Origin of the sequence: Streptomyces cinnamoneus, assembly GCF_014650495.1 — a bacterium.
Classification (GTDB): domain Bacteria; phylum Actinomycetota; class Actinomycetes; order Streptomycetales; family Streptomycetaceae; genus Streptomyces; species Streptomyces cinnamoneus.
Genome location: NZ_BMVB01000029.1, coordinates 1 through 20252 on the forward strand (window position 1 = coordinate 1; position 20252 = coordinate 20252).

The following is a 20252-nucleotide window of genomic DNA, read 5'->3' on the forward strand; positions in this document are numbered from 1 at the left end:
AACAACACCGACGGCCCCACCCCCCACCTGACCATCCACGCAACCACCGCCTACGGCAACATCACCGCCCGCAGCCTGTGACGACGCGGGCGCACCGGCTCGGCTCGCCCGGCGTCCCAGCATGCGGGCGCAGCCGCCGGGCGGCCGGTGGGCGGGTTAGCCTCCCGGCCAGCAGGAAGGGAGTGCCGATGCGCGACAGCACAGCGGGGGTGCGGATCCGGCCGGCGGCGGCCGGCGATCTGGGCGAGCTCACCGAGATCTACAACCACTACGTGGTCCACACTCCGATCACCTTCGACATCGAGCCCGTGACGGCCGACGCACGGCGCGCCTGGCTCGAAGCCCGCCCCGCCACGGGCCGGCACCGGCTGCTCGTGGCCGAGGAGGCCGGCACGGTGCTCGGCTACGCCTCCAGCGGCCCCTTCCGCGACAAACAGGCGTACGAGACGTCGGTGGAGACCAGCGTCTACCTCGCCCCGCACGCCACGGGCCGCGGCCTCGGCGCCCTCCTGTACGGCGCCCTCTTCGACGCCCTGGCCGGCGAGGACGTCCACCGCGCCTACGCCGGCGTCACCCAGCCCAACGCCGCTTCCATGCGCCTGCACGAACGCTTCGGCTTCCGCCCGGTGGGTGTGTTCGAGGGCGTGGGCCGGAAGTTCGACTCCTACTGGGACGTCGCCTGGCTGGAGAAGCGGCTGGTCTGACGGCCGCCTCCGCCGCGCGGCGGAGCCCGTCATACCCGAGCATGATCCACACGCCGCACCCCGTCCGCGACGATGTCCCCATGGCGACGATCAAGCGCACCGAGCAGCCCGTCCCCGCCTGGGCGGAACGCCTGGCCCACCTCATGCCCCTCGTCGGACTGCCGGTGTGCCTGTGGCGGCTGCCCATCGGCTTCGGCTTCCAGATGGGCATGAACAGCAACGACCCCCAGCCGGACTCGCTGTGGTTCACCGTGTACGTCTTCGCGCTCAGCGTGCTGTCGGAGGCGTTCGCGCTCGCCTGTCTCGGGCTGGTGCGGTGGTGGGGCGAGACGGTGCCGCAGTGGGTGCCGTTCGCCGGGGGCCGGCGGATCCCCCCGATGCTGGTGATCGTGCCGGCGACCGTCGCGGGTCTGCTGTTCGTCGGCCTGCTGGTCGAAGACCTGCTGTCCGTGTTCGAGATCGGTGGCTTCGCCACCGTCCCGTACGACAACGGATGGTGGCGGCTCCTGGCGAACGTCGTCAGTGGCCTGTTCCTCCTCTGGGGCCCGATGGTGCTGGCCATGACCTGGGCGTACTACCGTCGCCGCTGCCACGGCCCGGTCGCGGCCACTCAGTAGAGGATCGAGGGCAGATAGGCCCCTTGGGGCGGGCCGTGGAGACCGGTGGTCATGAGGGTGAAGGTCGCCTGCACGCGCAGCCCCTGCCCCAGGCACCACCGGAAGAGGTCCGCGTTCATCATCGGCACGAGGATGCCGGTACCGGCGAAGGCCCGGGCCGCCGAGATCAGCGCCTTGACGTCCTCGTTGCCCTCGCCGACCGCATGGGCGAAGAAGGCGAGGTCGGTGGCGTAGCCGCTGATGCGTCCCGCATGCTCGGCCACCAGCGCGGTGCCCTGGCCGATGGCGTCGGCCAGCTCCCCCGCCCGGTCGTGCCCGTGGACCCGCCGGCACAGGGCGTTGCAGGCGTCGGCGTCCTCCCCGGTGGCCGGCCGCACGCGGTGGCCCGGGATCTCACCGCCGGGCGGAGTGCCCTGCATGCAGGCGAGCACGTCGCGCACCTCGAAGCCGAGTTTGGCGTACAGGGAGAGCGAGCCCGTGTTGTAGCCCGCCTGCAGCAGCCGCACGCCGGGAAAGCCGCGGTCCTCGGCGCGACGCATCACGTCCAGCATCAGCGCCCGCCCCACACCGCGCTCCTGCAGGCCGGGGTCGACGGTGATCGGGCCCACGCCCGCAACCTGTGAGCGCTCGTCCAGGAAGTTGCTGGCCACGACCCTGCCGTCCTGCTCGGCGACCACCGAGTAGAAGCCGGGGTGGCTGAGCATTGCTGACACTGCACTGGTCGCCGTCTCCGCGTCCGGGAAGTCGACGGGGAAGGCGTGCTCGGCCGTGATGTGGCGGAACGCTTCGTAGCAGATCCGCCCGCACGCCTCGGCGTCCTCGGGCGTTCCCGGTCGCAGCCTGACGTCCATGCCACTTCTCCCGTTCTGCCCCTTCCGCGAGTCTTCGTGCCGATTCGGCCGCCCGCAACCCCTGCCGGGCCGGTGGAGGGGTGCGGGTAAAGTCCGCTCGTTCAGCCGAAGGCCCTGGTGAGAGGGGCGTGCGACGAAGGAGTGGTGTACGTGAGCGAGACGGTGCCGAGCGGCAGCGTGTGGAAGCTGAGCCCGAAGGAGGGCGGCGCCCTCGCCGCACGCTGGTGGCAGTGGGCCCTCTCGGCGCCCGACGACGAGAGCCCCGTCCGGGACAAGACCGGCGAGTTCGCCGACTGGGAGCAGCCGGACGACCTGTGGTTCCTCGCCGGCACGTACGGCGGGCGCGTGGTGCGCCGCTGTTCGATACCGGCAGGGCAGCCGGTGTTCTTCCCGGTCTTCAACACGCAGCGCCCCGTGACGTGGTTCAAGAAGGACCCCATGATCATGGAGGTCGACGAGGCGCGGGCCTTCCTCAACGGCCTGGAGCTGCCGCTTGAGGTCTTCACGTCCCAGCCGTTCCGCGCCCTTGGCCGTCGCCGTGTCGCGTGGGGCCTGTGGGCGGGGCTGGCCCCGCTGGCCCCGGGCCAGTACGTCCTGGAGATCAAGGCGCGGACGACGGGTGGCTTCTGGGTCGACACGACGTACCACCTGACGGTGGAGGGCGCCTGACCTTGGCCTTTGGCCGTTGGCCGCTTGACCTCGCTGCTACGGCCTGTTGCGGTTGCCCTCTGCTTTGAGGGCCCGTATCAGGCCGTGCAGCGCGGCGCGCTTGAGGGTGAGGACGGCGCCGGGGGCTTCGCTCTCGCGGAGGCGGACGGTGCCGTTGCCTGCGGCGGCGACGTTGAGGCACGCGTTGCCTTCACTGCAGTAGCTCGACTTCTGCCACACGGCCAACGTCACCGCCTGCCCGCCGGTACCAGTTCGGCCTTGGCGGCAGCGATCATGGCACGTAGGGCCGTGGGTGCAACGGTCAAGACCGTGCCCGGGTCATCGCTCTCGCGCAGGCGGACGGACCCGTCATCTGCAACAGCTACGTTGACGCAGTTCGCCCCTTCGTGGCTGTACGAAGACTTCTGCCACCAGATGGGCAACAGATCCGCCTGGGCAGCCGCCATCAGGGCGCGCAACGCCGCGGGCCGAATGGCCAAGACCGTGCCCGGGTCATCGCTTTCGCGGAGGTGGACGGCGCCGTTGCCTGCGGCGGCGACGTTGAGGCAGTTCGATGAATCGCCGCAGTAGGACGACTGCTGCCAGTCGGTCAACGTCACCACCCGCCTCTGGGTATCAGCTCGGCCTTCGCGGCCGCCATCAGGGCGCGTAACGCCGCAGGCGTGACGGCCAAGACCGTGCCCGGATCGTCGCTCTCGCGCAAGCGAATCGTTCCGTTGCGCGCAACCGCGACGTTGATGCAGTTGCCCGCATCAGCACTGAAGGAAGACTTCTGCCACTGGCGCATGACCACACTTCTCACCTCTTCACACACCGCGCAAAAGGCCGTGGATGAAGTCCCGCGACGCGATCGGGTCGAGCGAGGCGGCCTCCATCCGGTCTGCGACGGCCCTGTACTTGGCCAACTCGGCATCAGCATCGGCGAACTGGCAGCCGGGAGCAACATCGAGCTGAACCGTATCGAGCTGTGGCACGGGCCCGAAGGCATAGTCGAACGACTGGCCCGTGCCAGGAAACGTACCGCCTCCAGCGAACGGGACAACCCGGATGGTGATGTTGTCCATCTCGCTCATCTCGATGAGGTGCTGGAGCTGCGCTCGGACCGTGGACATGCCACCGAACTCCATGCGCAATGCGGCCTCGTGAATGACTGCGGTGTACGGAAGAGGGTTGCTGCGGTGGAGGACCGCCTGCCTCTTCATGCGGTGTGACAGCCGGTGCTCCACCTCATAGGCACGCAGCGGCGGCGCAGCATCCAGGAACACGGCACGAGCGTGATCGAGCGTCTGGAGGAGGCCCGGAATGTGGATCACCAGGCACGCGTGGATCCCACAGGCGTGGTGCTCCACCTCGGCCAGGTCGGCGAATCCAGCGGGCAAGTGCTCCCGATACTCGTCCCACCAGCCACGCGTGCGCCCGCCCGTCATGTCGGCCAGGGCGTCGATGAGCTTGTCGTCCGTGCACGAGTAGCTGCGGGCCATCGCCCGCACCCGGTCCGCGCTCACCGCGTGGCGGCCCGCTTCGATCATGCTCATGCGCGCCTGCTGGAAGCCGAACCTCGCGGCTGCCGCAGTTGACGAGAGTCCGGCGCGCTCGCGGAGCTTGCGCAGCTCCGCGCCCAGGCGGCGCTGCCTCAGTGTTGGGGGAGGGCTCGGTGGCATGGCGCCCACTGTAGGGCCGCCCCCGCGCGCGGCTCTGTCACCCACACGAGCGGTAATTCGTAGCTCTACGAGAGAACCACTGTTAGCTATACGAGCGGCGGCCCTACGGTCAGAACCAGGCCACTCCCACCGCGGCCCTGCCGCATCCGCGGAAGCGCACCGCCCTGCCCAGGGCCGGCAATGACACCGCGCGGCAACGCGACAACCTCCCCGTAAGGAGCCACACATGGCAACCGTATCGCCGGAGAACCGCTGGTCCTACTCGCTCACCCTTCCGCATGACCCGCGCTCCGCGCGCGTCGCGCGCATCACCCTGCGCGGCATGCTGGAAAACCACGGCATGGACGAACTCGCCGACGTCACCACGCTCATCGCGAGCGAGCTCGTCACCAGCTCCTACCTGAGCACCGACGGCCCCGCCGAGGTACGGCTCAAGCAAGTGGCCGCCGACAGGGTGCGCATCAGCCTCTGGGACAAGTCGCCTGAGATTCCCGCCCCGTTCGACCGCCCCGCACGTCTCCCCCGGCGCAAGCCCGGCAGCGACGTGGACGTCGCGAACAGCCCCGACACCGGTCTGCTCATCGTGCGGCAGTGCGCCGCCAGCTGGGGCAGCTGGTCCGTCGGCGAGGAGTTCCCCGGCGTGACCGGGAAGCTGCTGTGGTGCGAGCTCAACCGTGAATCGGGGCGCCGGGCCCTCCACATGGCGGCGTGAAGAAGGCGCAGGAGTCGAAGGGGCGGTGCTGCGAACCGCCCCTTCCCCCCGTTCGTTCACCTGCCGGTACACACGTCGCGTGATCGTCGCGACTCCCCCGAGTGCGTTTCATGCGGTCAACGCTAGGGCGCCGACCCGGCCACCGTGCGCGGACCCTGCACAACGTCCGAAAACCGTCCCGTCCCGTGCGCGTATTGGTGCTAAGACTCCCGTTCGAAGCGCGCGTCAGGAATTCGTCGGGTCCTCGGGGAAGCCCTTGCGCCCGGGGGCGGCACGCATGGTGGGATGGGGCGATGCGCACCCCCACACGCATACATCCCCGTCCCCCCAACCCCTACGACGAACTCGCGTCACTCGCGGACCCGGCGCCCCGCCCGCACGACCACCCGCATGACCACGGGCCCGGCAGTCAGGAGCCCGACGAGCCGCCCCTCATACCCGCCGGCGCCACCCCCGTCGACGACACAACCCCCTGGGCCCCGCCCGACCACCGCCGCCCCCGCCGACCCCCTCGTCCCGGCCGCCGCCGCGGCAACCGCGGCCCGCGCACCCGCCGCCGGCCCCCCAGCCCCCTCCGCACCTACCGGCGCGCCGCCACCTGGCTGTTCCTCCTCCTCTCCGCCGCCGCCTTCCTCGTCCTCGCCGACCGCTGCGCCGCCATGTACGCCGAGAAGAAGGCCCAGCACGAGCTGCAGCAGGCGCTGCACCTGGAGGCGGAGCCGCAGGTGGACATCCACGGGTTCCCGTTCCTCACGCAGGTGCTCACCAAGCGGCTGCAGCAGGTCGACGTCACCGTCCCCGACGTCGCCGCCGACCGCGTGTCGCTGGCGAAGGTGCGGGCGAGCGCCCGTGACGTGCGGCTCGACGGCAGCCTGACGGACGGCATCCGCGGTGCCGTCGTCGGGGACCTCGACGGGAACGTTCTGCTGTCCTTCGAGGACATGCGCCGGGAACTGGGCGCCTCGCAGATACGGTTCAGCGACCGCGGCGGCAACGCCATCGGCGCCGAGGGCCGACTGCCCGTCGCCGGGCAGGAGCTGCAGCTGCGCGCACAGGCGCGGCTGCGCCGCGACGGCGACCGCGCGCTGTCCACGGAGGTCGACGGCGTCAGCCTGGACATCCCCCGCGTCGCCACCTACCGGCCCGGCGACGCACACACCGGCCGGAGCCTCACTCTGCACCCCGAGGCGGCCGGCCGCATCAGCCGCGACGCCGAACGCGCGAAGGCCCTGTTCTCCGTGCCGGCCGTCGCCGCCCGGCTCGGGGTGGACGCGGACGGGCTCGACGCTGCCCTCCGCAGCGAGGACCGGCTGCGCGAGCTCACCGGCTCGCCCCGGTTCGTCGAGGCGCTGACGCGCATCAACCTCGTCGACGTCGTCACCGAACACCCCTGGCTGCTGCAGCGGCTCGGCATCGACCCCGCGGTGCTCACGGCCCTCACCCACCTGCAGCCGCCCGACCTCACCGACCGGCTGGCGCTCTCCTTCCGCCTCCCCCCGCAGGCCGAGGACCTGCACCTGCGCGAGGTCACGGTCCAGCGGGACGGCATCCGGGTGGAGCTGACCGCCGCCGGTCTGTCCCTGCCCGGAACGGTCAAGAGATAGCGGTCGGAAGACAGCGGTCGAGAGAGAGCCGTCAGGAGAGGGGCGGCGGCTGGGTCGCCGCCCCCGGCAGGCGGACCGCGGCCACCGTGCCGCCGCCCTCCGCCGCCTGCAGGGCCACCTCGCCACCCGCCTGCTGGACGGTGTGGGCGACGATCGACAGGCCCAGCCCGCTGCCCGGCAGGCTGCGCGCCGTCGGCGAACGCCAGAAACGGTCGAAGACGTGCGGCAGTTCATCGGCCGGGATGCCCGGCCCGTGGTCCCGGACGGTCAGTTCGCCCTTCACCAGACGGACCTCGATCACACCACCCGCAGGGCTGAACTTCACGGCGTTGTCGAGCAGGTTCACCACCGCCCGCTCCAGGGCGGCCGGCTCGGCCCGCACGTACCAGGGGTCGATCTCGGCATCGATCGACAGGCCCGCTCCGGCGGCCCGCAGCCGCGCGCGCCCCACCGCCCGTTCCACGGCCTCGTGCAGCGCGATCACCTGCAGCGGGCCGCCGCCGACGGGACCGTCGGGGCGGGAGAGCTCCTGCAGGTCGCCGATGAGCGCCGCCAGCTCGGCCATCTGCGCCCGCACGCTCGCCAGCAGCTCCCTGCGGTCCTCCGGCGGGATCGCCCGGCCCGTCTCCTCGCTGCGCACCAGCAGGTCGATGTTGGTGCGCAGCGAGGTCAGCGGGGTGCGCAGCTCGTGGCCCGCGTCGGCGATGAGCTGCTGCTGCCGGTCGCGCGAGGAGGCGAGCGCGGCGGTCATCGAGTTGAACGAGCGCGACAGGCGGGCGATCTCGTCGTCGCCCTCCACGGGGATGCGCACCGCCAGGTCCTCGGTGCGGGCGATGTGCTCGACGGCACCCGTCAGCCGGTCCACCGGCCGCAGTGCCGCCCGCGCGATCCACAGGCCGGCGGTCGCCGCGCCCAGCACCCCGATCCCGGCGGTGATCACCAGGACCAGCGCGAGCGCGTTGAGGGGCTTGTCGACCTCGCTGACGGGCTGGGCGATGGACACGGCCGTGTTCGGCAGCCGCTCGCTGCGGTACGTCGCGACGCGCATCTCCTGCCCGTCCGCCGCCCGGCTGTCGTGCAGCACCTCGTCCGCGCGGCCCGTCGCGACCGCCACGTCGTCCTCGGTCACCCTGATGGGGGACTTGCCGGGAGTGGTGCACACCAGGCCGCCGGCCGTGACGACCTGGATGGTGTACGAACCGGGGGCGGGCGGCAGGCCGGAGGGGTTGGTGCCGCAGGTCTGCACGAGGCCCTGCACCGAACGGTCGTCGACGCGCTGGCTGGTCAGGGTCGTGTCCCGCTGGTGGCCCAGCTGCTGCTTGGTGACGAACCAGCACGCGCCCGCCGCCACCGCGACCGCCACCGCGACGGCCGCGGCCGTCAGCAGCGCCAGCCGCGAGCGCAGCGGCAGCCTGCGGTATCTGCTGATCATTCGGTGCCGCCGCCCGTCCCGTCGCCGGCCCGCAGGACGTAGCCGACGCCGCGCACCGTGTGCACCAGGCGCGGCTCGCCGCCCGCCTCGGTCTTGCGGCGCAGGTACATCACGTACACGTCCAGGGAGTTGGACGACGGCTCGAAGTCGAAGCCCCAGACGGACTTGAGGATCTGCTCCCTCGTCAGCACCTGGCGCGGGTGGGCCATGAACAGCTCCAGCAGGGTGAACTCCGTGCGCGTCAGCTCCACACGGCGCGCGCCGCGCGTCACCTCGCGCGTCGCGAGGTCCATGCGCAGGTCGCCGTAGGACAGGGTCCGGTCGTCGGCCGGGGCGGTCGTGGCCGCGGTCGTGTAGGAGCTGCGGCGCAGCAGGGCGCGCAGGCGGGCCAGCAGCTCGTCCAGCTCGAAGGGCTTGACGAGGTAGTCGTCCGCGCCGGCGTCGAGGCCGGTCACCCGGTCGCCGACGGTGTCGCGGGCGGTCAGCATGAGGATCGGTACGGTCACGCCGGAGGCGCGCAGCCGCCGGGCGGCGGTGAGGCCGTCCATGCGGGGCATCAGCACGTCGAGGACGATCAGCTCGGGGTCGTACGAGCCGACCTTGCCGAGCGCGTCCAGCCCGTCGACGGCCAGCTCGGTGTCGTACCCCTCGAAGGCGAGGCTGCGGCGCAGCGCCTCGCGGACGGCGGGCTCGTCGTCCACGATCAGGATGCGGGCGGGCTGGTCGCCGTGCTCGGCGGGGCTCATCGTCTTACCTCACGGGGGTGCATCGGTGGCGGTGGGCCCTCTCAGCCTCGCACGGCGGGCCGGGCGGGCCCGTCAGCTGTCACTGCCGCCGGCCCGCAGCTTGGCGAGGTCGGCCTTGACGGTGTCGACGGGGATGGCGAAGCCGAGGCCGACGCTGCCGGCCGAGTCCCCCGAACCGCCGCCCGAACCGGCCGCGTACATGGCCGAGTTGATGCCGATGATCTGGCCGCTCATGTTGATGAGCGCACCGCCGGAGTTGCCGGGGTTGAGCGAGGCGTCGGTCTGGAGGGCCTTGTACGTGGTCTTGGACGAGCCCGTGTCGCCGTTGTACTGGTTGCCGCCGAACTCGAACGGCCACTGCGGGACGCCGCGCTGCTGCTGGCCGCGGCCCTGTTCCTTGGAGACGGTCACGTCGCGGTTGAGGGCGGAGACGATGCCGCTGGTGACGGTGCCGGTGAGGCCCTCGGGCGAGCCGATGGCGACGACCTGGTCGCCGACCCTGACCTTGCCGGAGTCGCCGAGGGCGGCGGCCTTCAGGCCCTTGGCGCCCTGGATCTTGATGAGGGCGAGGTCCTTGCCGGGGTCGGTGCCGACGACCTTGGCGGTCTTGGTGGTGCCGTCACTCAGCGCGACCTGGACGGTGTCGGAGCCGGCGACGACGTGGTTGTTGGTGACGACCTCGCCGTCGGCCGTGATGATCACGCCGGAGCCGGTGGACTGGCCCGAGGAGGTCGCCGCCTTGATCTCCACGACGCTGGGGCTGACCGCCCCCGCCACCGCCGCGACGCCGGTGCCCTTGGTGGAGACGTTCTGCACCGGGGTGCCCTGGGAGGTGTCGTGCTTGCCGTTGGTCAGCTCGCCGACCAGGGCGGCGGAGCCGCCGCCGACGAGGGCGGCGACGAGGGCGCACGCGGCGAGCAGCGCGGCCGGGCGCCGCCCGCGCGGGCGCTCGGCACGGTGGCTCGGGGGTGCCGCCGGGGCCTGCTCCTCGAAGTGGGCGTACGGCGAGTAGGCCGGGGGCGCCGGATAGTGGGCAGGGTCCTGGGGGCCGCCGGCCGGGCGGGGAGTCTCCGTCATGTCTATGACTGTGCTCCGTACAGATGAGAACAGTCTGAGGACGCACTGAGAACGGGTGCAGAAGCGCGTTCGGTCCGTGTAAGAAGGACGGCCCGACTACCTCCGCCCGCCTGCCGGCCCGGGCGGAGGGAGCAGCCCTCCGCCCGCATGCCGGACTCCCGGCCCGGGGCCCGCGGGTCGGCGTGACCGGTCAGCCCATCACGTGGACCGGCGTCCCGCACTCCTTCCTCTCGTCGCCTCTGCAGATGGCGAGCCGCCCTGAGTCGCCTGGGCTGAGGATGCGCTCGCTGTCAGTGAACGCCTTCGTCCCAGGACCGCACAGGGACGCGACCTTCTTCACCCCCCACGGCGTCATGTCGAAATTCCAAGTGACCCACACCGAATAGCATCCGCTGTCGGCGTTCTTGACCTCACCCTGGATCTTCAGCGAAGGGTGCATGCTGTCGCCCTCCGTCCAGCGCGTGCCGGAGGCGGAGGCCCCGCCGTACTGCGCCGACCACGCGACCGGGGTGGCGGCCGACGCGGACTGCTGCGTGAGGCACAGGAGAGCGGCGGAGCCCAGCGCGGCGGCCCCGTAGGCAAGCTTGGGTAAACGCATGGCGGCGTTCCCTCGTCTCGTCGGTTGCGTCAGCGGGCGCTCTTGACCGGCCAGCTGGTCATGGTGACCGACGGGCCGCAGTCCTTCATGTCGTCGCCCTTGCAGACGGCGAGCGAGCCGGTCGTGAGCATGTTGTACCGCTGGGAACCGGTGAACGACTTCGTGCCGGGGCCGCAGAGGGACGCGAGCTTCTGCGACGGCAGAGTCGTGAAGTCGTAGTGCCAGGTGGTCCAGACCGAGTAACAGCCGCTGTCGGTGTTCTTGACCTCGCCCTGGATCTTCAGCTGGGTGCCGGTGCCGGCCGACTCCAGCCAGCGCGTGCCGGAGGCGGAGGCCCCGCCGTACTGTGCCGACCATGCGACGGGCGTGGCGGCCGACGCGGACTGCTGCGAAAGGCAGAGGAGAGCGGCGGAGCCCAGAGCGGCGGCGCCGTAGGCGAGCTTGCGTGAACGCATGGTGGTGTTCCCTCGTCTCGTCGGTTGCCGGTCGGGGGGACCGGTTACCCGAAGAGCCCAGCGGCCGGGGCCGACACACGTCAATCGATCACTCTGGCAGGTACCTGCCGGGAGCGTCGGCGCGCCCGACGACGCAGGTCAGGCAGGCTGCGCGACGCTTCATGTGAGCGCCACCACGGAGGGTGCAAACAGTTGATCAGTCCGGCCCGGCGGCGGACGTCCAAATTCCGTACAGGCCCGGGCAGTGCGGGGCGAGGGGCGGGCGGAGCCCCGGGGAGCGGTGGTGTCAGCCTCCGCAGCCGCAGGAGCGGCGGACCACCAGGCGGGAGGGGAACTGCTTCAGGCGCTCGCGGCGCGAGCCGGCGACGCGCAGGCCCTCGTCCAGGACGAGGTCCACGGCCGAGCGGGCCATCGCCTGGCGGTCCGAGGCGACCGTCGTCAGGGGCGGGTCCGTCAGGGCCGCCTCCTTGACGTCGTCGAAGGCGGCCACGGCCAGCTCGCCCGGCACGTCGATGCGCAGCTCGCGGGCGGCGCGCAGGACGCCGATGGCCTGGTCGTCCGTCGCGCACATCAGGGCCGGGGGGCGGTTGGGGCCGGCGAGCAGCTCCAGGGCGACCTTGTAGGCGTCGTAGCGGTTGTACGGCGCCGGGAAGAGCCGGCCCTCGATGGACTTGCCGGCCTCGCGCATGGCGCGCCGCCAGCCCTCGACGTGGTCGGTGACCGGGTCCCCTATGACCGGCGTCTCCTCCGTGCCGCCGAGGCAGGCCACGTAGGGGTGGCCGTGCTCCAGGAGGTGGCGGGTGGCGAGCTGGGCGCCGCCCACGTCGTCCGTGACGACGGCCACGTCGTCGATGGCGTCGGGCCTGCGGTGCATCAGCACGACGCGGGCGTCCCAGGCGTCGATCTCCGTCGCGGCGGTCTCGCTCGGGCCCTGACTGATCAGGATGAGGCCGGAGACCCGCATGCCCAGGAAAGCGCGCAGGTAGTGCACTTCGCGCTCGTCGAGGTAGTCGGAGTTCCCGACGAGGACCATCTTCCCGCGCTCGGCCGCGGCCTGCTCGACCGCGTGCGCCATCTCCGCGAAGAAGGGCTGGCGCGCGTCCGGGACGATCAGACCTATGAGGTCCGTCCGTCGTGACGCCATCGCCTGGGCGACCCGGTCGGGCCGGTACCCCAGCTCCTTGATCGCGGCCAGCACTCGCTCCCGCGTCGCCGGTGCCACCGGGCGCGGTCCATTGTTGATGACGTAGCTGACGACCGCGGTCGACGTCCCCGCAAGCCTCGCCACATCGTCCCGCGTCACCTTGGCCACGCGCGGCAGTCTACGCGGGTCCACCTACCGTTTCACCGGGCGTGCTGCATCGGCTTCGACGGCGTGCGGCTGCTCCTTCCGTGAGCGCTTGCCGGACGGCTCCGCCGCCTCCTTGGCCTTGGTCTCCTCCGCCGGGCGTTCGCTCTTCTCCGGCTTCTCCGGCAGCACGAAGCGGTAGCCGACGTTGCGGACGGTGCCGATGAGGGACTCGTGCTCGGGGCCGAGCTTGGCGCGCAGCCGCCGCACGTGGACGTCCACGGTGCGGGTGCCGCCGAAGTAGTCGTAGCCCCAGACCTCCTGGAGCAGCTGGGCCCGGGTGAAGACGCGGCCGGGGTGCTGGGCGAGGTACTTCAGCAGCTCGAACTCCTTGAAGGTCAGGTCCAGGACCCGGCCCTTGAGCTTGGCGCTGTAGGTCGCCTCGTCGACGGAGAGGTCGCCGGTGCGGATCTCCATGGGGCTGTCGTCCATGGAGATCTGCTGGCGGCCCATGGCCAGCCGCAGCCGGGCCTCGACCTCGGCCGGGCCGGCGGTGTCGAGCAGGACGTCGTCCACGCCCCAGTCGGCGGTGACGGCGGCGAGGCCGCCCTCGGTGACGACGAGGAGCAGCGGGCAGCCGGGGCCGGTGGAGCGCAACAGCTGGCACAGGCTGCGGACGTGGGGCAGGTCACGGCGGCCGTCGATCAGTATGACGTCGGCCCCGGGGGTGTCCACGAGGGCCGGGCCCTCGGCGGGGGCGACGCGCACGCTGTGCAGCAGCAGACCGAGCGCGGGCAGCACCTCGGTCGACGGCTGGAGGGCATTGGTCAGGAGCAGCAGGGAACTCATCGGCTGCCTCCCGCGCCGGCCGCCGGCCGCCTCGTCCTGCTCATACGCCTCGTCCGGCTCTCGGTCTTCTCTCGTGCGCTTCGCTCGCCCATTGCGTCGGTTCCTCCTCGGTCCCTGCGAGGACGGTGGGGCACTGCTCGTCGTCCGAATGCACAAAAGGACCCGGGGGCCACTCTGCCCGGATCCTCTCTGCCGAGCAGAATAACCCAGATGACTTTCCCAGCGGCGGACGATTTTGCACGAGCTTGTGTTTCGTCGGTCACTTCGAGTGGTCATCGGGCCGCACCCTTGACAGCGGACGGCGTACGGCCGGGGGCCGCGCAGCACCTTTTACGGTCCAGTCTGCCGCCCCCGGCGCCCGCCCGGGCGGCGCGACGCAGCACGGGGGGCGCACCGGGGCACGCGTGGGAGCGCACGTACCCCGGCGTCCGGCCGCTATGCCTGCCCGTTCGGCCGCCCGTCCGGACGCCCGTTCCGCACCGTCACGCCTCCTCCACGGCCACCGGCTGCGCGAACTGTGCCGCGTACAGCCGGGCGTACGCGCCGTCCGCGGCCAGCAGCGACTCGTGGTCGCCCTGCTCGACGATCCGGCCGGCCTCCATCACGAGGATGACGTCGGCGTCCCGGATGGTGGAGAGGCGGTGGGCGATCACGAAGCTGGTGCGGCCCGTGCGCAGCTGCCCCATGGCGTGCTGGATGAGCACCTCCGTCCGGGTGTCGACGGAGCTGGTGGCCTCGTCGAGGACGAGGATCTGGGGCTCGGCGAGGAAGGCGCGGGCAATGGTGATCAGCTGCTTCTCGCCGACGCTGACGTTGCCCCCCTCCTCGTCGATGACGGTGTCGTAGCCGTCCGGCAGGGTGCGCACGAAGCGGTCCACGTGCGTGGCCTTCGCCGCCTCGACGATCTTGTCCATGGACGTGCCCGCCGGGGCCCCGTAGGCGATGTTGTCGGCGATGGTGCCGCCGAAGAGCCAGGTGTCCTGGAGCACCATGCCGATGTGGGAGCGCAGATCCTCCCGGGACATGGCCGCGATGTCGGTGCCGTCGAGGGTGATGCGGCCGCCGTGCGTCTCGTAGAACCGCATGAGCAGGTTGACCAGGGTGGTCTTGCCCGCGCCGGTGGGGCCGACGATGGCGACGGTCTGGCCGGGCCGCACCGTCAGGGACAGATCCTCGATGAGCGGCTTGTCCGGCTCGTAGCGGAACGAGACCTTCTCGAAGGACACGTGGCCGCTCACCCGCTCGGGCCGCGGCGCGTCGGCCGCGTCCGGGGACTGCTCCTCGGCGTCGAGCAGCTCGAAGACCCGCTCGGCGGAGGCGACGCCGGACTGCACCAGGTTGGCCATGGACGCCACCTGGGTGAGCGGCTGGCTGAACTGGCGCGAGTACTGGACGAACGCCTGCACGTCACCGATCGACAGCGAGCCGCTGGCCACCCGCAGACCGCCGACCACGGCGACGAGCACGTAGTTGAGGTTGCCGATGAACATCATCGCGGGCTGGATCAGGCCGGAGATGAACTGCGCCTTGAAGCCGGCGACGTACAGCTCCTCGTTCTCCTTGCGGAACGTCTCGGCAGACTCCTTCTGCCGGCCGAAGACCTTCACCAGCGAGTGGCCGGTGTACATCTCCTCGATGTGGGCGTTGAGCCGGCCGGTGGACTTCCACTGCGCGACGAACTGCGGCTGGGCGCGCTTGCCCACCTTCGTCGCGACGACGACCGAGACCGGCACGGTGATCAGTGCGACCAGGGCCAGCAGCCAGGAGATCCAGAACATCATCGCCAGCACGCCGACGATGGTCAGCACCGAGGCCATGATCTGGCCCAGGGTCTGCTGCAGCGTCTGGGCGATGTTGTCGATGTCGTTCGTGGCGCGGGAGAGGACCTCGCCGCGCTGCTGCTTGTCGAAGTAGCTCAGCGGCAGTCGTCCGAGCTTCGCCTCCACGTCCTCGCGCATCCGGAAGACGGCCCGCTGGACGACGTTGGTGGCGATGCGGGCCTGGACGAACATGAACAGCGACGCGCCGACGTAGATCAGCAGCACCCACAGCAGGACCGTGCCGACCGCGTCGAAGTCGATGCCCTGACCGGGCGTGAAGTCGACGCCGGACAGGACGTCGGCGATCCGGCCGTCGCCCTTCTCGCGCAGGTGCGCCAAGGCCTCGGCCTTCGTGGTGCCGGCGGGCAGCTGCTGCCCGACGACGCCGGCGAAGATCAGGTCGGTGGCGCGGCCCAGGATCTTCGGGCCTATGACGCTCAGCGCCACGCTGGCGACGCCGAGCAGCAGGGCGACGCCGACGACGGCCCGCTCGGGGCGCAGCTGCGCCAGCAGGCGGCGGCTGGACCCGCCGAAGTCCATGGACTTCTCGGTGGGCTGGCCGCCCATGAAGCGGCCGATGCCGGCGGCGGGCGCCGGGCCTCTGCGCCGTTCGGTCCCGGCGGCCGGGCCGCCGGGCTTCGCGGGGGACGTCACGCCGCCTCCTCCTCGGTGAGCTGGGAGAGCACGATCTCCCGGTAGGTCTCGTTCGTCCCCATCAGTTCGGTGTGGGTGCCCGATCCGACGACCCGGCCCTCGTCGAGGACCACGATGCGGTCGGCGTCCCGGATGGTCGACACGCGCTGGGCGACGATGAGGACCGTCGCGTCGCCCGTCTCGCGCGCCAGCGCCGCCCGCAGCCGGGCGTCGGTGGCGTAGTCGAGTGCGGAGAAGGAGTCGTCGAACAGGTAGATCTCCGGCTTGCGCACCAGGGCGCGGGCGATCGCCAGGCGCTGGCGCTGGCCGCCGGAGACGTTGGAGCCGCCCTGGGCGATGGGCGCGTCCAGGCCGCCCTCCATCGCCTGGACGAACTCGCGGGCCTGCGCGGTCTCCAGCGCCTGCCACAGCTCGTCGTCGCTGGCGTCGGGCCGCCCGTAGCGCAGGTTCGAGGCGACGGTCCCGGAGAAGAGGTAGGGCTTCTGCGGTACGAGCCCGACGGCCTCGGCCATGGTGACCGGGTCGAGGTCGCGCACGTCCACGCCGTCGACGAGGACCGTGCCGCCGGTGGCGTCGAACAGGCGTGGGACCAGGCCCAGCAGCGTCGACTTGCCGCTGCCCGTGGAGCCGATGACGGCCGTGGTCTCACCGGGGCGCGCGACGAGCGAGACGTCCCGCAGGACCGGCTCCTCGGCGCCCGGGTAGCCGAACTCCACCGAGCGCAGCTCCAGATGGCCGCGCCGGCCCAGCTCGGTGACCGGCGCCGCCGGGAGCACCACGCTGGACTCGGTGGCCAGCACCTCCTGGATGCGCTCGGCGCAGACCTCGGCGCGCGGCACCATCATGAACATGAAGGTGGCCATCATGATGGCCATGAGGATCTGCATCAGGTAGCTGAGGAACGCCGTCAGCGCGCCGATCTGCATCCCCCCGCCGTCGATGCGGTGGCCGCCGAACCACACGACGGCGACGGACGAGACGTTCACGACCAGCATCACGGACGGGAACATCAGCGACATCAGCCGGCCGGCCCGCAGCGAGACGTCCATCAAGTCGTCGTTGGCGGCCCGGAATCGTTTCCGCTCGTGCGTGTCCCGGACGAAGGCGCGGATGACGCGGATGCCGGTGATCTGCTCGCGCAGCACCCGGTTCACGGTGTCGATGCGCTCCTGCACCCCCCGGAACAGCGGCCGCATGCGCCAGACGATCAGCGTCACGATCAGGCCCAGCGCGGGGACGATGGCCAGCAGCAGCGCGGACAGCGGGACGTCCTGGTTGAGCGCCATCACGATGCCGCCGACGCACATGATGGGCGCGGACACCATGAGCGTGAACGTCATCAGGGTCAGCATCTGGACCTGCTGGACGTCATTGGTGGTACGGGTGATCAGCGAGGGCGCGCCGAAGTGCCCCATCTCGCGCGACGAGAAGGACTGCACGCGGTCGAAGACCGCGCCGCGCAGGTCCCGGCCGACCGCCATGGCCGTGCGGGCGCCGTAGTACACCGCGCCGACGGCACACAGGACCTGCAGGAGGGTCACGGCGAGCATCAGCCCGCCGGTGGTCAGGATGTAGCCGGCGTCGCCCTTGACGACGCCTTTGTCGATGATGTCCGCATTGAGGGTGGGCAGATAGAGCGTCGCGAGCGTCTGCACGAGCTGCAGGAGCACGACCACCGCGATGGCTCGGGAATGGGGCCGCAAATGAGCCCGGAGAAGTCGTACCAACACACAGGAAGCCTATGCGAGCACCCCTCCACACGGCCCCTCCTTTACCGGCTGTGGACGGCGCCCGGCCCGGCACCCGTCATCATGGGGGGCGGTAAGACACCGGCAAGAAACTGAAGGGGTCGCCGTGGCGACGACACACCCGGCACGACCGGCACGGCCGGCACAGCTGCCGGCACAGCCGGGCCCGCCGGAACCTCCGGCCGGCACGATCCGGTACTGGGCCGCGGCGAAGGCCGCCGCCGGCACGGCCGAGGAGCCGTACACGGCGCGGACGCTCGCGGACGCGCTGGCCACGGCCCGGCGACGGCACGAGGACGAGCCCGAGTTCGCGCGCGTGCTCGCGCGCTGCTCGTTCCTCGTGGACGGCGACCCCGTCGGCACACGCGACCACTCGACGGTCCAACTGGCCGAGGGCGGCACGGTCGAGGTGCTCCCGCCCTTCGCAGGAGGGTGACCCCGGCAGCATGAGCGATCAGCACCACCACAATCCATACGAGCAGCCGTACGACGGGCCCTACGAGCCGCACCGGCCGTACGAGCCGTACGCCCCGTACGAGCCGCGGACCGCGCCGCAGGACGCGCCGGACCAGCAGGCGTACGCCTACCCGTACGACCAGCAGGCGCCCGCCCCGCACTCCGCGCAGCAGCAACAGCAGCCGCAGGTTCCCGCGGCCTGGCCGCAGCACGACTACCCGGCGCAGGACGAGCCGGTGACCCAGACCTGGCAGACCCAGTCCTGGGACGCCCGCGGCTGGCAGCAGCAGCCTGCCCCTGCACCGGCCGCCGAGCCGGCCTACGGGACGCCGTGGCAGGGCGAGGGCGGCGCCGGGGGCCGGCAGCAGCACCAGGCGCCGCACGCGGCCGCCCCCGCCGCGGTGCCCGCGGCGCAGGTGTCCTTCGCGGACGACCGGCTGCCGGACGTGCGGCCGGAGGCCGGGGTGCCGGCGGCAGCGGTGCCGGCGGAGGCCGGGCGGCCGATGACCGCCGCCGAGAAGGCGAAGGCCGAGGGCCGGCCGCAGATCGTCTCGCCCGGGATGCTCCCGGCGCTGATCACCGCGGGGCTGGCGCTGCTGCTGGCGGGCGCGGCGCCGCTGGCGCGGCCCGCGCTGGCCGTGCCCGTGGTGCTGCTGCAGGCGGTCACCGCGGCCGGCTGGTTCCGGCTGAACGGCATGTGGCCGGCCCGGCAGGGCATCGCGCTGGCGTTCCTCGGCGGCGTGGTCGCCGACGTCGCGCTGCTGGCCGCGGGCGCCGACAAGGCGCCCACCGTCATGCTGGGCACGCTGGGCGTATGGATTCTGCTGGTCGTCGTCCTGCAGCTGCGCAGCCACGCCTCGCCCGACGAGCGGCTGTACGGGCTGACGGCGGCCACCGCCTCCGCGGCGCTGGCGGTCATGGCGGGCGGCCACCTCGCGGCGGACCCCGACGCGGTCGTGGTCGGCGCGCTCGGCGTGGCCGCGGCCGTGCTGGCGCGGGCCCTGCCGCTGCCGTCGGTCGCCGCCCCCGTCGTCGCCGTGATCGCGGCGGCCGGCGCGGGCGTCGCGGGCGGCCAGCTGACGGACATGGGCGGCGCGGCCGCGCTGCTGGGCCTCGCGGCCGGCGTCTGTGCGCTGGTGGGCCTGCGGGTGGCGAGCTACGACTACCCGTCCCGGTTCGTCCACATGACCGCGGGCGTGGCCCTGCCGCTGGCGCTCGCCGCCCCGGCCGTCTACGTGCTCGGGCGCGCGCTGGGCTGACGAACGCCGCCGCCCCGGCACGAACGGTGCCGGGGCGGCACATCGGTTACAAATCGGTTACAGCCCACCCGGGTGTGGGCCGGGCCGGGCCGGTTAGGCTCACGGAGAAGCAGGCCAGGGGGCCTGATCCGACCGAGGCCGGACCGGCCCGACCTAGCAGCTGGGGGTTCGACAGCCGATGCGCGCCATACGCACGCTCCTGATCGTCGCCGTGATCCTGGGGGCCCTCTTCGTGGCCGCGGACCGGGCGGCGGTCTACTACGCCGAGAACCAGGCCGCGGAGAAGATCCGCAGCAGCCAGGGCCTCTCCGGCACCCCCGACGTCTCGATCAAGGGCTTCCCCTTCCTGACCCAGGTCGCCTCCTCCAAGCTGGACGAGGTCGACGTCAAGCTCGACGGCGTCACCGCCGGTGCGGGCGACCGCTCGGTCAAGGTCAGCAGCTTCGACGCCCAGCTGCACGACGTCCGCATCGACAGCAGCTTCTCCTCCGCCGTCGCGGGCCGGGCCACGGGCACCGCCCACCTCTCCTACGAGGAGCTCACCAAGGCCGCCGGCGATCCCAACGTCTCCGTCGCCCATGCGGGCCAGGGCCCCGGCCAGGTCAAGGTCACCGGCAAGGTGTCGGTCATGGGCCAGCCGGTCGAGCGCAGCGTCATCTCCACGGTGACCGTGGTGGACGGCACCACCATCCGGGTGCGCGCCGAGGAGGTCCCGACCCAGGGCATCCCGGGCCTGGAGAAGAAGATCCGCGAGAAGACGGACTTCGACCGGCAGATCGCGGGCCTGCCCAAGGGCATCAAGCTCGACAAGGTCGTCGCGACGCCGACCGGCGTCGACATCACGCTGACCGGCACCGACGTCAACCTGGCCGGCTGAGCGGCCGCCCCACGCCCGTCCCGCGCCCGCCCCGGCGCCCGCCCCCTCCCCGCATCCGTCCCACGCTACGAGACGCGCACGTCCGTACGGCAGTCCGCGCGGGCGGCCGCGGGGCCGTGCGGGCCCCCGGCGGGGGTCCGGGGCGCAATGATCACGCCGCTCATCTCATTTTTCG

General features: G+C 71.9%; 22 protein-coding genes. 8 read left to right on the plus strand and 14 right to left on the minus strand.

What is annotated here, in order from left to right; genetic code table 11:
* The first annotated feature begins 188 nt into the window (after positions 1–188).
* Together IE182_RS27720 and IE182_RS27725 are read left to right on the plus strand one after the other, a co-directional pair.
* Complete coding sequence (locus tag IE182_RS27720; protein WP_190112705.1) at positions 189–704, plus strand: GNAT family N-acetyltransferase; 516 nt, start codon at positions 189–191, stop codon at positions 702–704.
* Positions 705–784: 80 nt separating this feature from the next.
* Entirely contained in the window at positions 785–1321 is a 537-nt protein-coding gene (locus IE182_RS27725; protein WP_190112706.1) for a hypothetical protein, read from the plus strand.
* Here IE182_RS27725 and IE182_RS27730 read toward each other — a convergent pair.
* A complete protein-coding gene (locus tag IE182_RS27730; RefSeq protein WP_373303628.1) occupies positions 1315–2403 on the minus strand; it encodes a GNAT family N-acetyltransferase in 1089 nt (362 codons plus the stop codon). The two genes, IE182_RS27725 and IE182_RS27730, sit on opposite strands and share 7 nt — an antisense overlap.
* Between IE182_RS27730 and IE182_RS27735 the strand changes: the two genes are divergently transcribed.
* Positions 2323–2841, plus strand: a complete 519-nt coding sequence (locus IE182_RS27735; RefSeq protein WP_190112708.1) for a hypothetical protein — start codon at positions 2323–2325, stop codon at positions 2839–2841. The genes IE182_RS27730 and IE182_RS27735 overlap by 81 nt on opposite strands.
* 36 nt (positions 2842–2877) lie before the next feature.
* Here the strand turns inward: IE182_RS27735 and IE182_RS27740 are convergent, their stop codons facing one another.
* The 4 genes from IE182_RS27740 to IE182_RS27760 are packed head-to-tail and all read right to left on the minus strand — an operon-like array spanning position 2878 to position 4502.
* Positions 2878–3072 (minus strand): DUF397 domain-containing protein, encoded by a 195-nt coding sequence (locus IE182_RS27740; RefSeq protein ID WP_190112709.1) that lies wholly within the window; start codon positions 3070–3072, stop codon positions 2878–2880.
* Positions 3069–3443: a DUF397 domain-containing protein gene (locus IE182_RS32670; protein WP_308432174.1), complete on the minus strand. Its 375-nt coding sequence runs from the start codon at positions 3441–3443 to the stop codon at positions 3069–3071. The genes IE182_RS27740 and IE182_RS32670 overlap by 4 nt, the downstream gene beginning before the upstream one ends.
* Positions 3437–3628, minus strand: a complete 192-nt coding sequence (locus IE182_RS27755) for a DUF397 domain-containing protein (protein WP_190112710.1) — start codon at positions 3626–3628, stop codon at positions 3437–3439. The genes IE182_RS32670 and IE182_RS27755 overlap by 7 nt, the downstream gene beginning before the upstream one ends.
* A 19-nt stretch (positions 3629–3647) precedes the next feature.
* On the minus strand, positions 3648–4502 hold the full coding sequence (locus tag IE182_RS27760; RefSeq protein WP_190112711.1) for a helix-turn-helix domain-containing protein: 855 nt from the start codon (positions 4500–4502) through the stop codon (positions 3648–3650).
* 226 nt (positions 4503–4728) lie between these two features.
* Here IE182_RS27760 and IE182_RS27765 point away from each other — a divergent pair, with 226 nt between their 5' ends.
* Both IE182_RS27765 and IE182_RS27770 read left to right on the plus strand, forming a co-directional pair.
* Positions 4729–5214 (plus strand): ATP-binding protein, encoded by a 486-nt coding sequence (locus IE182_RS27765; RefSeq protein ID WP_190112712.1) that lies wholly within the window; start codon positions 4729–4731, stop codon positions 5212–5214.
* Between the two features lie 293 nt (positions 5215–5507).
* Positions 5508–6818 (plus strand): LmeA family phospholipid-binding protein, encoded by a 1311-nt coding sequence (locus IE182_RS27770; RefSeq protein ID WP_190112713.1) that lies wholly within the window; start codon positions 5508–5510, stop codon positions 6816–6818.
* Between the two features lie 31 nt (positions 6819–6849).
* Here IE182_RS27770 and IE182_RS27775 read toward each other — a convergent pair whose 3' ends face one another.
* From IE182_RS27775 to IE182_RS27815, 9 genes are all read right to left on the minus strand, one after another.
* Positions 6850–8250, minus strand: a complete 1401-nt coding sequence (locus IE182_RS27775; protein ID WP_190112714.1) for a sensor histidine kinase — start codon at positions 8248–8250, stop codon at positions 6850–6852.
* Positions 8247–8996 (minus strand): response regulator transcription factor, encoded by a 750-nt coding sequence (locus IE182_RS27780; protein WP_190112715.1) that lies wholly within the window; start codon positions 8994–8996, stop codon positions 8247–8249. The genes IE182_RS27775 and IE182_RS27780 overlap by 4 nt, the downstream gene beginning before the upstream one ends.
* A gap of 72 nt (positions 8997–9068) precedes the next feature.
* The gene (locus tag IE182_RS27785) at positions 9069–10073 is read right to left on the minus strand and encodes a trypsin-like peptidase domain-containing protein (RefSeq protein WP_190112716.1); all 1005 of its coding nucleotides are present in this window, start codon (positions 10071–10073) and stop codon (positions 9069–9071) included.
* 190 nt (positions 10074–10263) lie between these two features.
* A complete protein-coding gene (locus IE182_RS27790) occupies positions 10264–10671 on the minus strand; it encodes a hypothetical protein (RefSeq protein WP_190112717.1) in 408 nt (135 codons plus the stop codon).
* A 29-nt stretch (positions 10672–10700) separates the two neighbouring features.
* Positions 10701–11126, minus strand: a complete 426-nt coding sequence (locus IE182_RS27795; protein ID WP_190112718.1) for a hypothetical protein — start codon at positions 11124–11126, stop codon at positions 10701–10703.
* A 286-nt stretch (positions 11127–11412) separates the two neighbouring features.
* Positions 11413–12438: a LacI family DNA-binding transcriptional regulator gene (locus IE182_RS27800; protein WP_190112719.1), complete on the minus strand. Its 1026-nt coding sequence runs from the start codon at positions 12436–12438 to the stop codon at positions 11413–11415.
* A gap of 24 nt (positions 12439–12462) precedes the next feature.
* The gene (locus tag IE182_RS27805) at positions 12463–13263 is read right to left on the minus strand and encodes a response regulator transcription factor (protein ID WP_190112720.1); all 801 of its coding nucleotides are present in this window, start codon (positions 13261–13263) and stop codon (positions 12463–12465) included.
* 482 nt (positions 13264–13745) lie between these two features.
* Positions 13746–15650 (minus strand): ABC transporter ATP-binding protein, encoded by a 1905-nt coding sequence (locus IE182_RS27810; protein ID WP_190112762.1) that lies wholly within the window; start codon positions 15648–15650, stop codon positions 13746–13748.
* An 83-nt stretch (positions 15651–15733) separates the two neighbouring features.
* On the minus strand, positions 15734–17467 hold the full coding sequence (locus IE182_RS27815; RefSeq protein WP_190112721.1) for an ABC transporter ATP-binding protein: 1734 nt from the start codon (positions 17465–17467) through the stop codon (positions 15734–15736).
* 166 nt (positions 17468–17633) lie between these two features.
* Here IE182_RS27815 and IE182_RS27820 point away from each other — a divergent pair, with 166 nt between their 5' ends.
* From IE182_RS27820 to IE182_RS27830, 3 genes are all read left to right on the plus strand, one after another.
* Positions 17634–17921 (plus strand): MoaD/ThiS family protein, encoded by a 288-nt coding sequence (locus tag IE182_RS27820; RefSeq protein WP_190112763.1) that lies wholly within the window; start codon positions 17634–17636, stop codon positions 17919–17921.
* Between the two features lie 10 nt (positions 17922–17931).
* Positions 17932–19200, plus strand: a complete 1269-nt coding sequence (locus IE182_RS27825) for a hypothetical protein (protein ID WP_190112722.1) — start codon at positions 17932–17934, stop codon at positions 19198–19200.
* A 178-nt stretch (positions 19201–19378) separates the two neighbouring features.
* Positions 19379–20077, plus strand: a complete 699-nt coding sequence (locus IE182_RS27830) for an LmeA family phospholipid-binding protein (RefSeq protein ID WP_190112723.1) — start codon at positions 19379–19381, stop codon at positions 20075–20077.
* The last annotated feature ends 175 nt before the right edge of the window (positions 20078–20252 follow it).

What these genes read in the sequence shown, in the direction of transcription:
- IE182_RS27830 (WP_190112723.1), top strand. Translation starts at nt 19,379, where the DNA reads ATGCGCGCCATACGCACGCTCCTGATCGTCGCCGTGATCCTGGGGGCC.
- IE182_RS27790 (WP_190112717.1), bottom strand. Translation starts at nt 10,671, where the DNA reads ATGCGTTTACCCAAGCTTGCCTACGGGGCCGCCGCGCTGGGCTCCGCC.
- IE182_RS27720 (WP_190112705.1), top strand. Translation starts at nt 189, where the DNA reads ATGCGCGACAGCACAGCGGGGGTGCGGATCCGGCCGGCGGCGGCCGGC.
- IE182_RS27780 (WP_190112715.1), bottom strand. Translation starts at nt 8,996, where the DNA reads ATGAGCCCCGCCGAGCACGGCGACCAGCCCGCCCGCATCCTGATCGTG.
- IE182_RS27825 (WP_190112722.1), top strand. Translation starts at nt 17,932, where the DNA reads ATGAGCGATCAGCACCACCACAATCCATACGAGCAGCCGTACGACGGG.
- IE182_RS27805 (WP_190112720.1), bottom strand. Translation starts at nt 13,263, where the DNA reads ATGAGTTCCCTGCTGCTCCTGACCAATGCCCTCCAGCCGTCGACCGAG.
- IE182_RS27775 (WP_190112714.1), bottom strand. Translation starts at nt 8,250, where the DNA reads ATGATCAGCAGATACCGCAGGCTGCCGCTGCGCTCGCGGCTGGCGCTG.
- IE182_RS27725 (WP_190112706.1), top strand. Translation starts at nt 785, where the DNA reads ATGGCGACGATCAAGCGCACCGAGCAGCCCGTCCCCGCCTGGGCGGAA.
- IE182_RS27795 (WP_190112718.1), bottom strand. Translation starts at nt 11,126, where the DNA reads ATGCGTTCACGCAAGCTCGCCTACGGCGCCGCCGCTCTGGGCTCCGCC.
- IE182_RS27770 (WP_190112713.1), top strand. Translation starts at nt 5,508, where the DNA reads ATGCGCACCCCCACACGCATACATCCCCGTCCCCCCAACCCCTACGAC.
- IE182_RS27755 (WP_190112710.1), bottom strand. Translation starts at nt 3,628, where the DNA reads ATGCGCCAGTGGCAGAAGTCTTCCTTCAGTGCTGATGCGGGCAACTGC.
- IE182_RS27760 (WP_190112711.1), bottom strand. Translation starts at nt 4,502, where the DNA reads ATGCCACCGAGCCCTCCCCCAACACTGAGGCAGCGCCGCCTGGGCGCG.
- IE182_RS27810 (WP_190112762.1), bottom strand. Translation starts at nt 15,650, where the DNA reads ATGGGCGGCCAGCCCACCGAGAAGTCCATGGACTTCGGCGGGTCCAGC.
- IE182_RS27785 (WP_190112716.1), bottom strand. Translation starts at nt 10,073, where the DNA reads ATGACGGAGACTCCCCGCCCGGCCGGCGGCCCCCAGGACCCTGCCCAC.
- IE182_RS27765 (WP_190112712.1), top strand. Translation starts at nt 4,729, where the DNA reads ATGGCAACCGTATCGCCGGAGAACCGCTGGTCCTACTCGCTCACCCTT.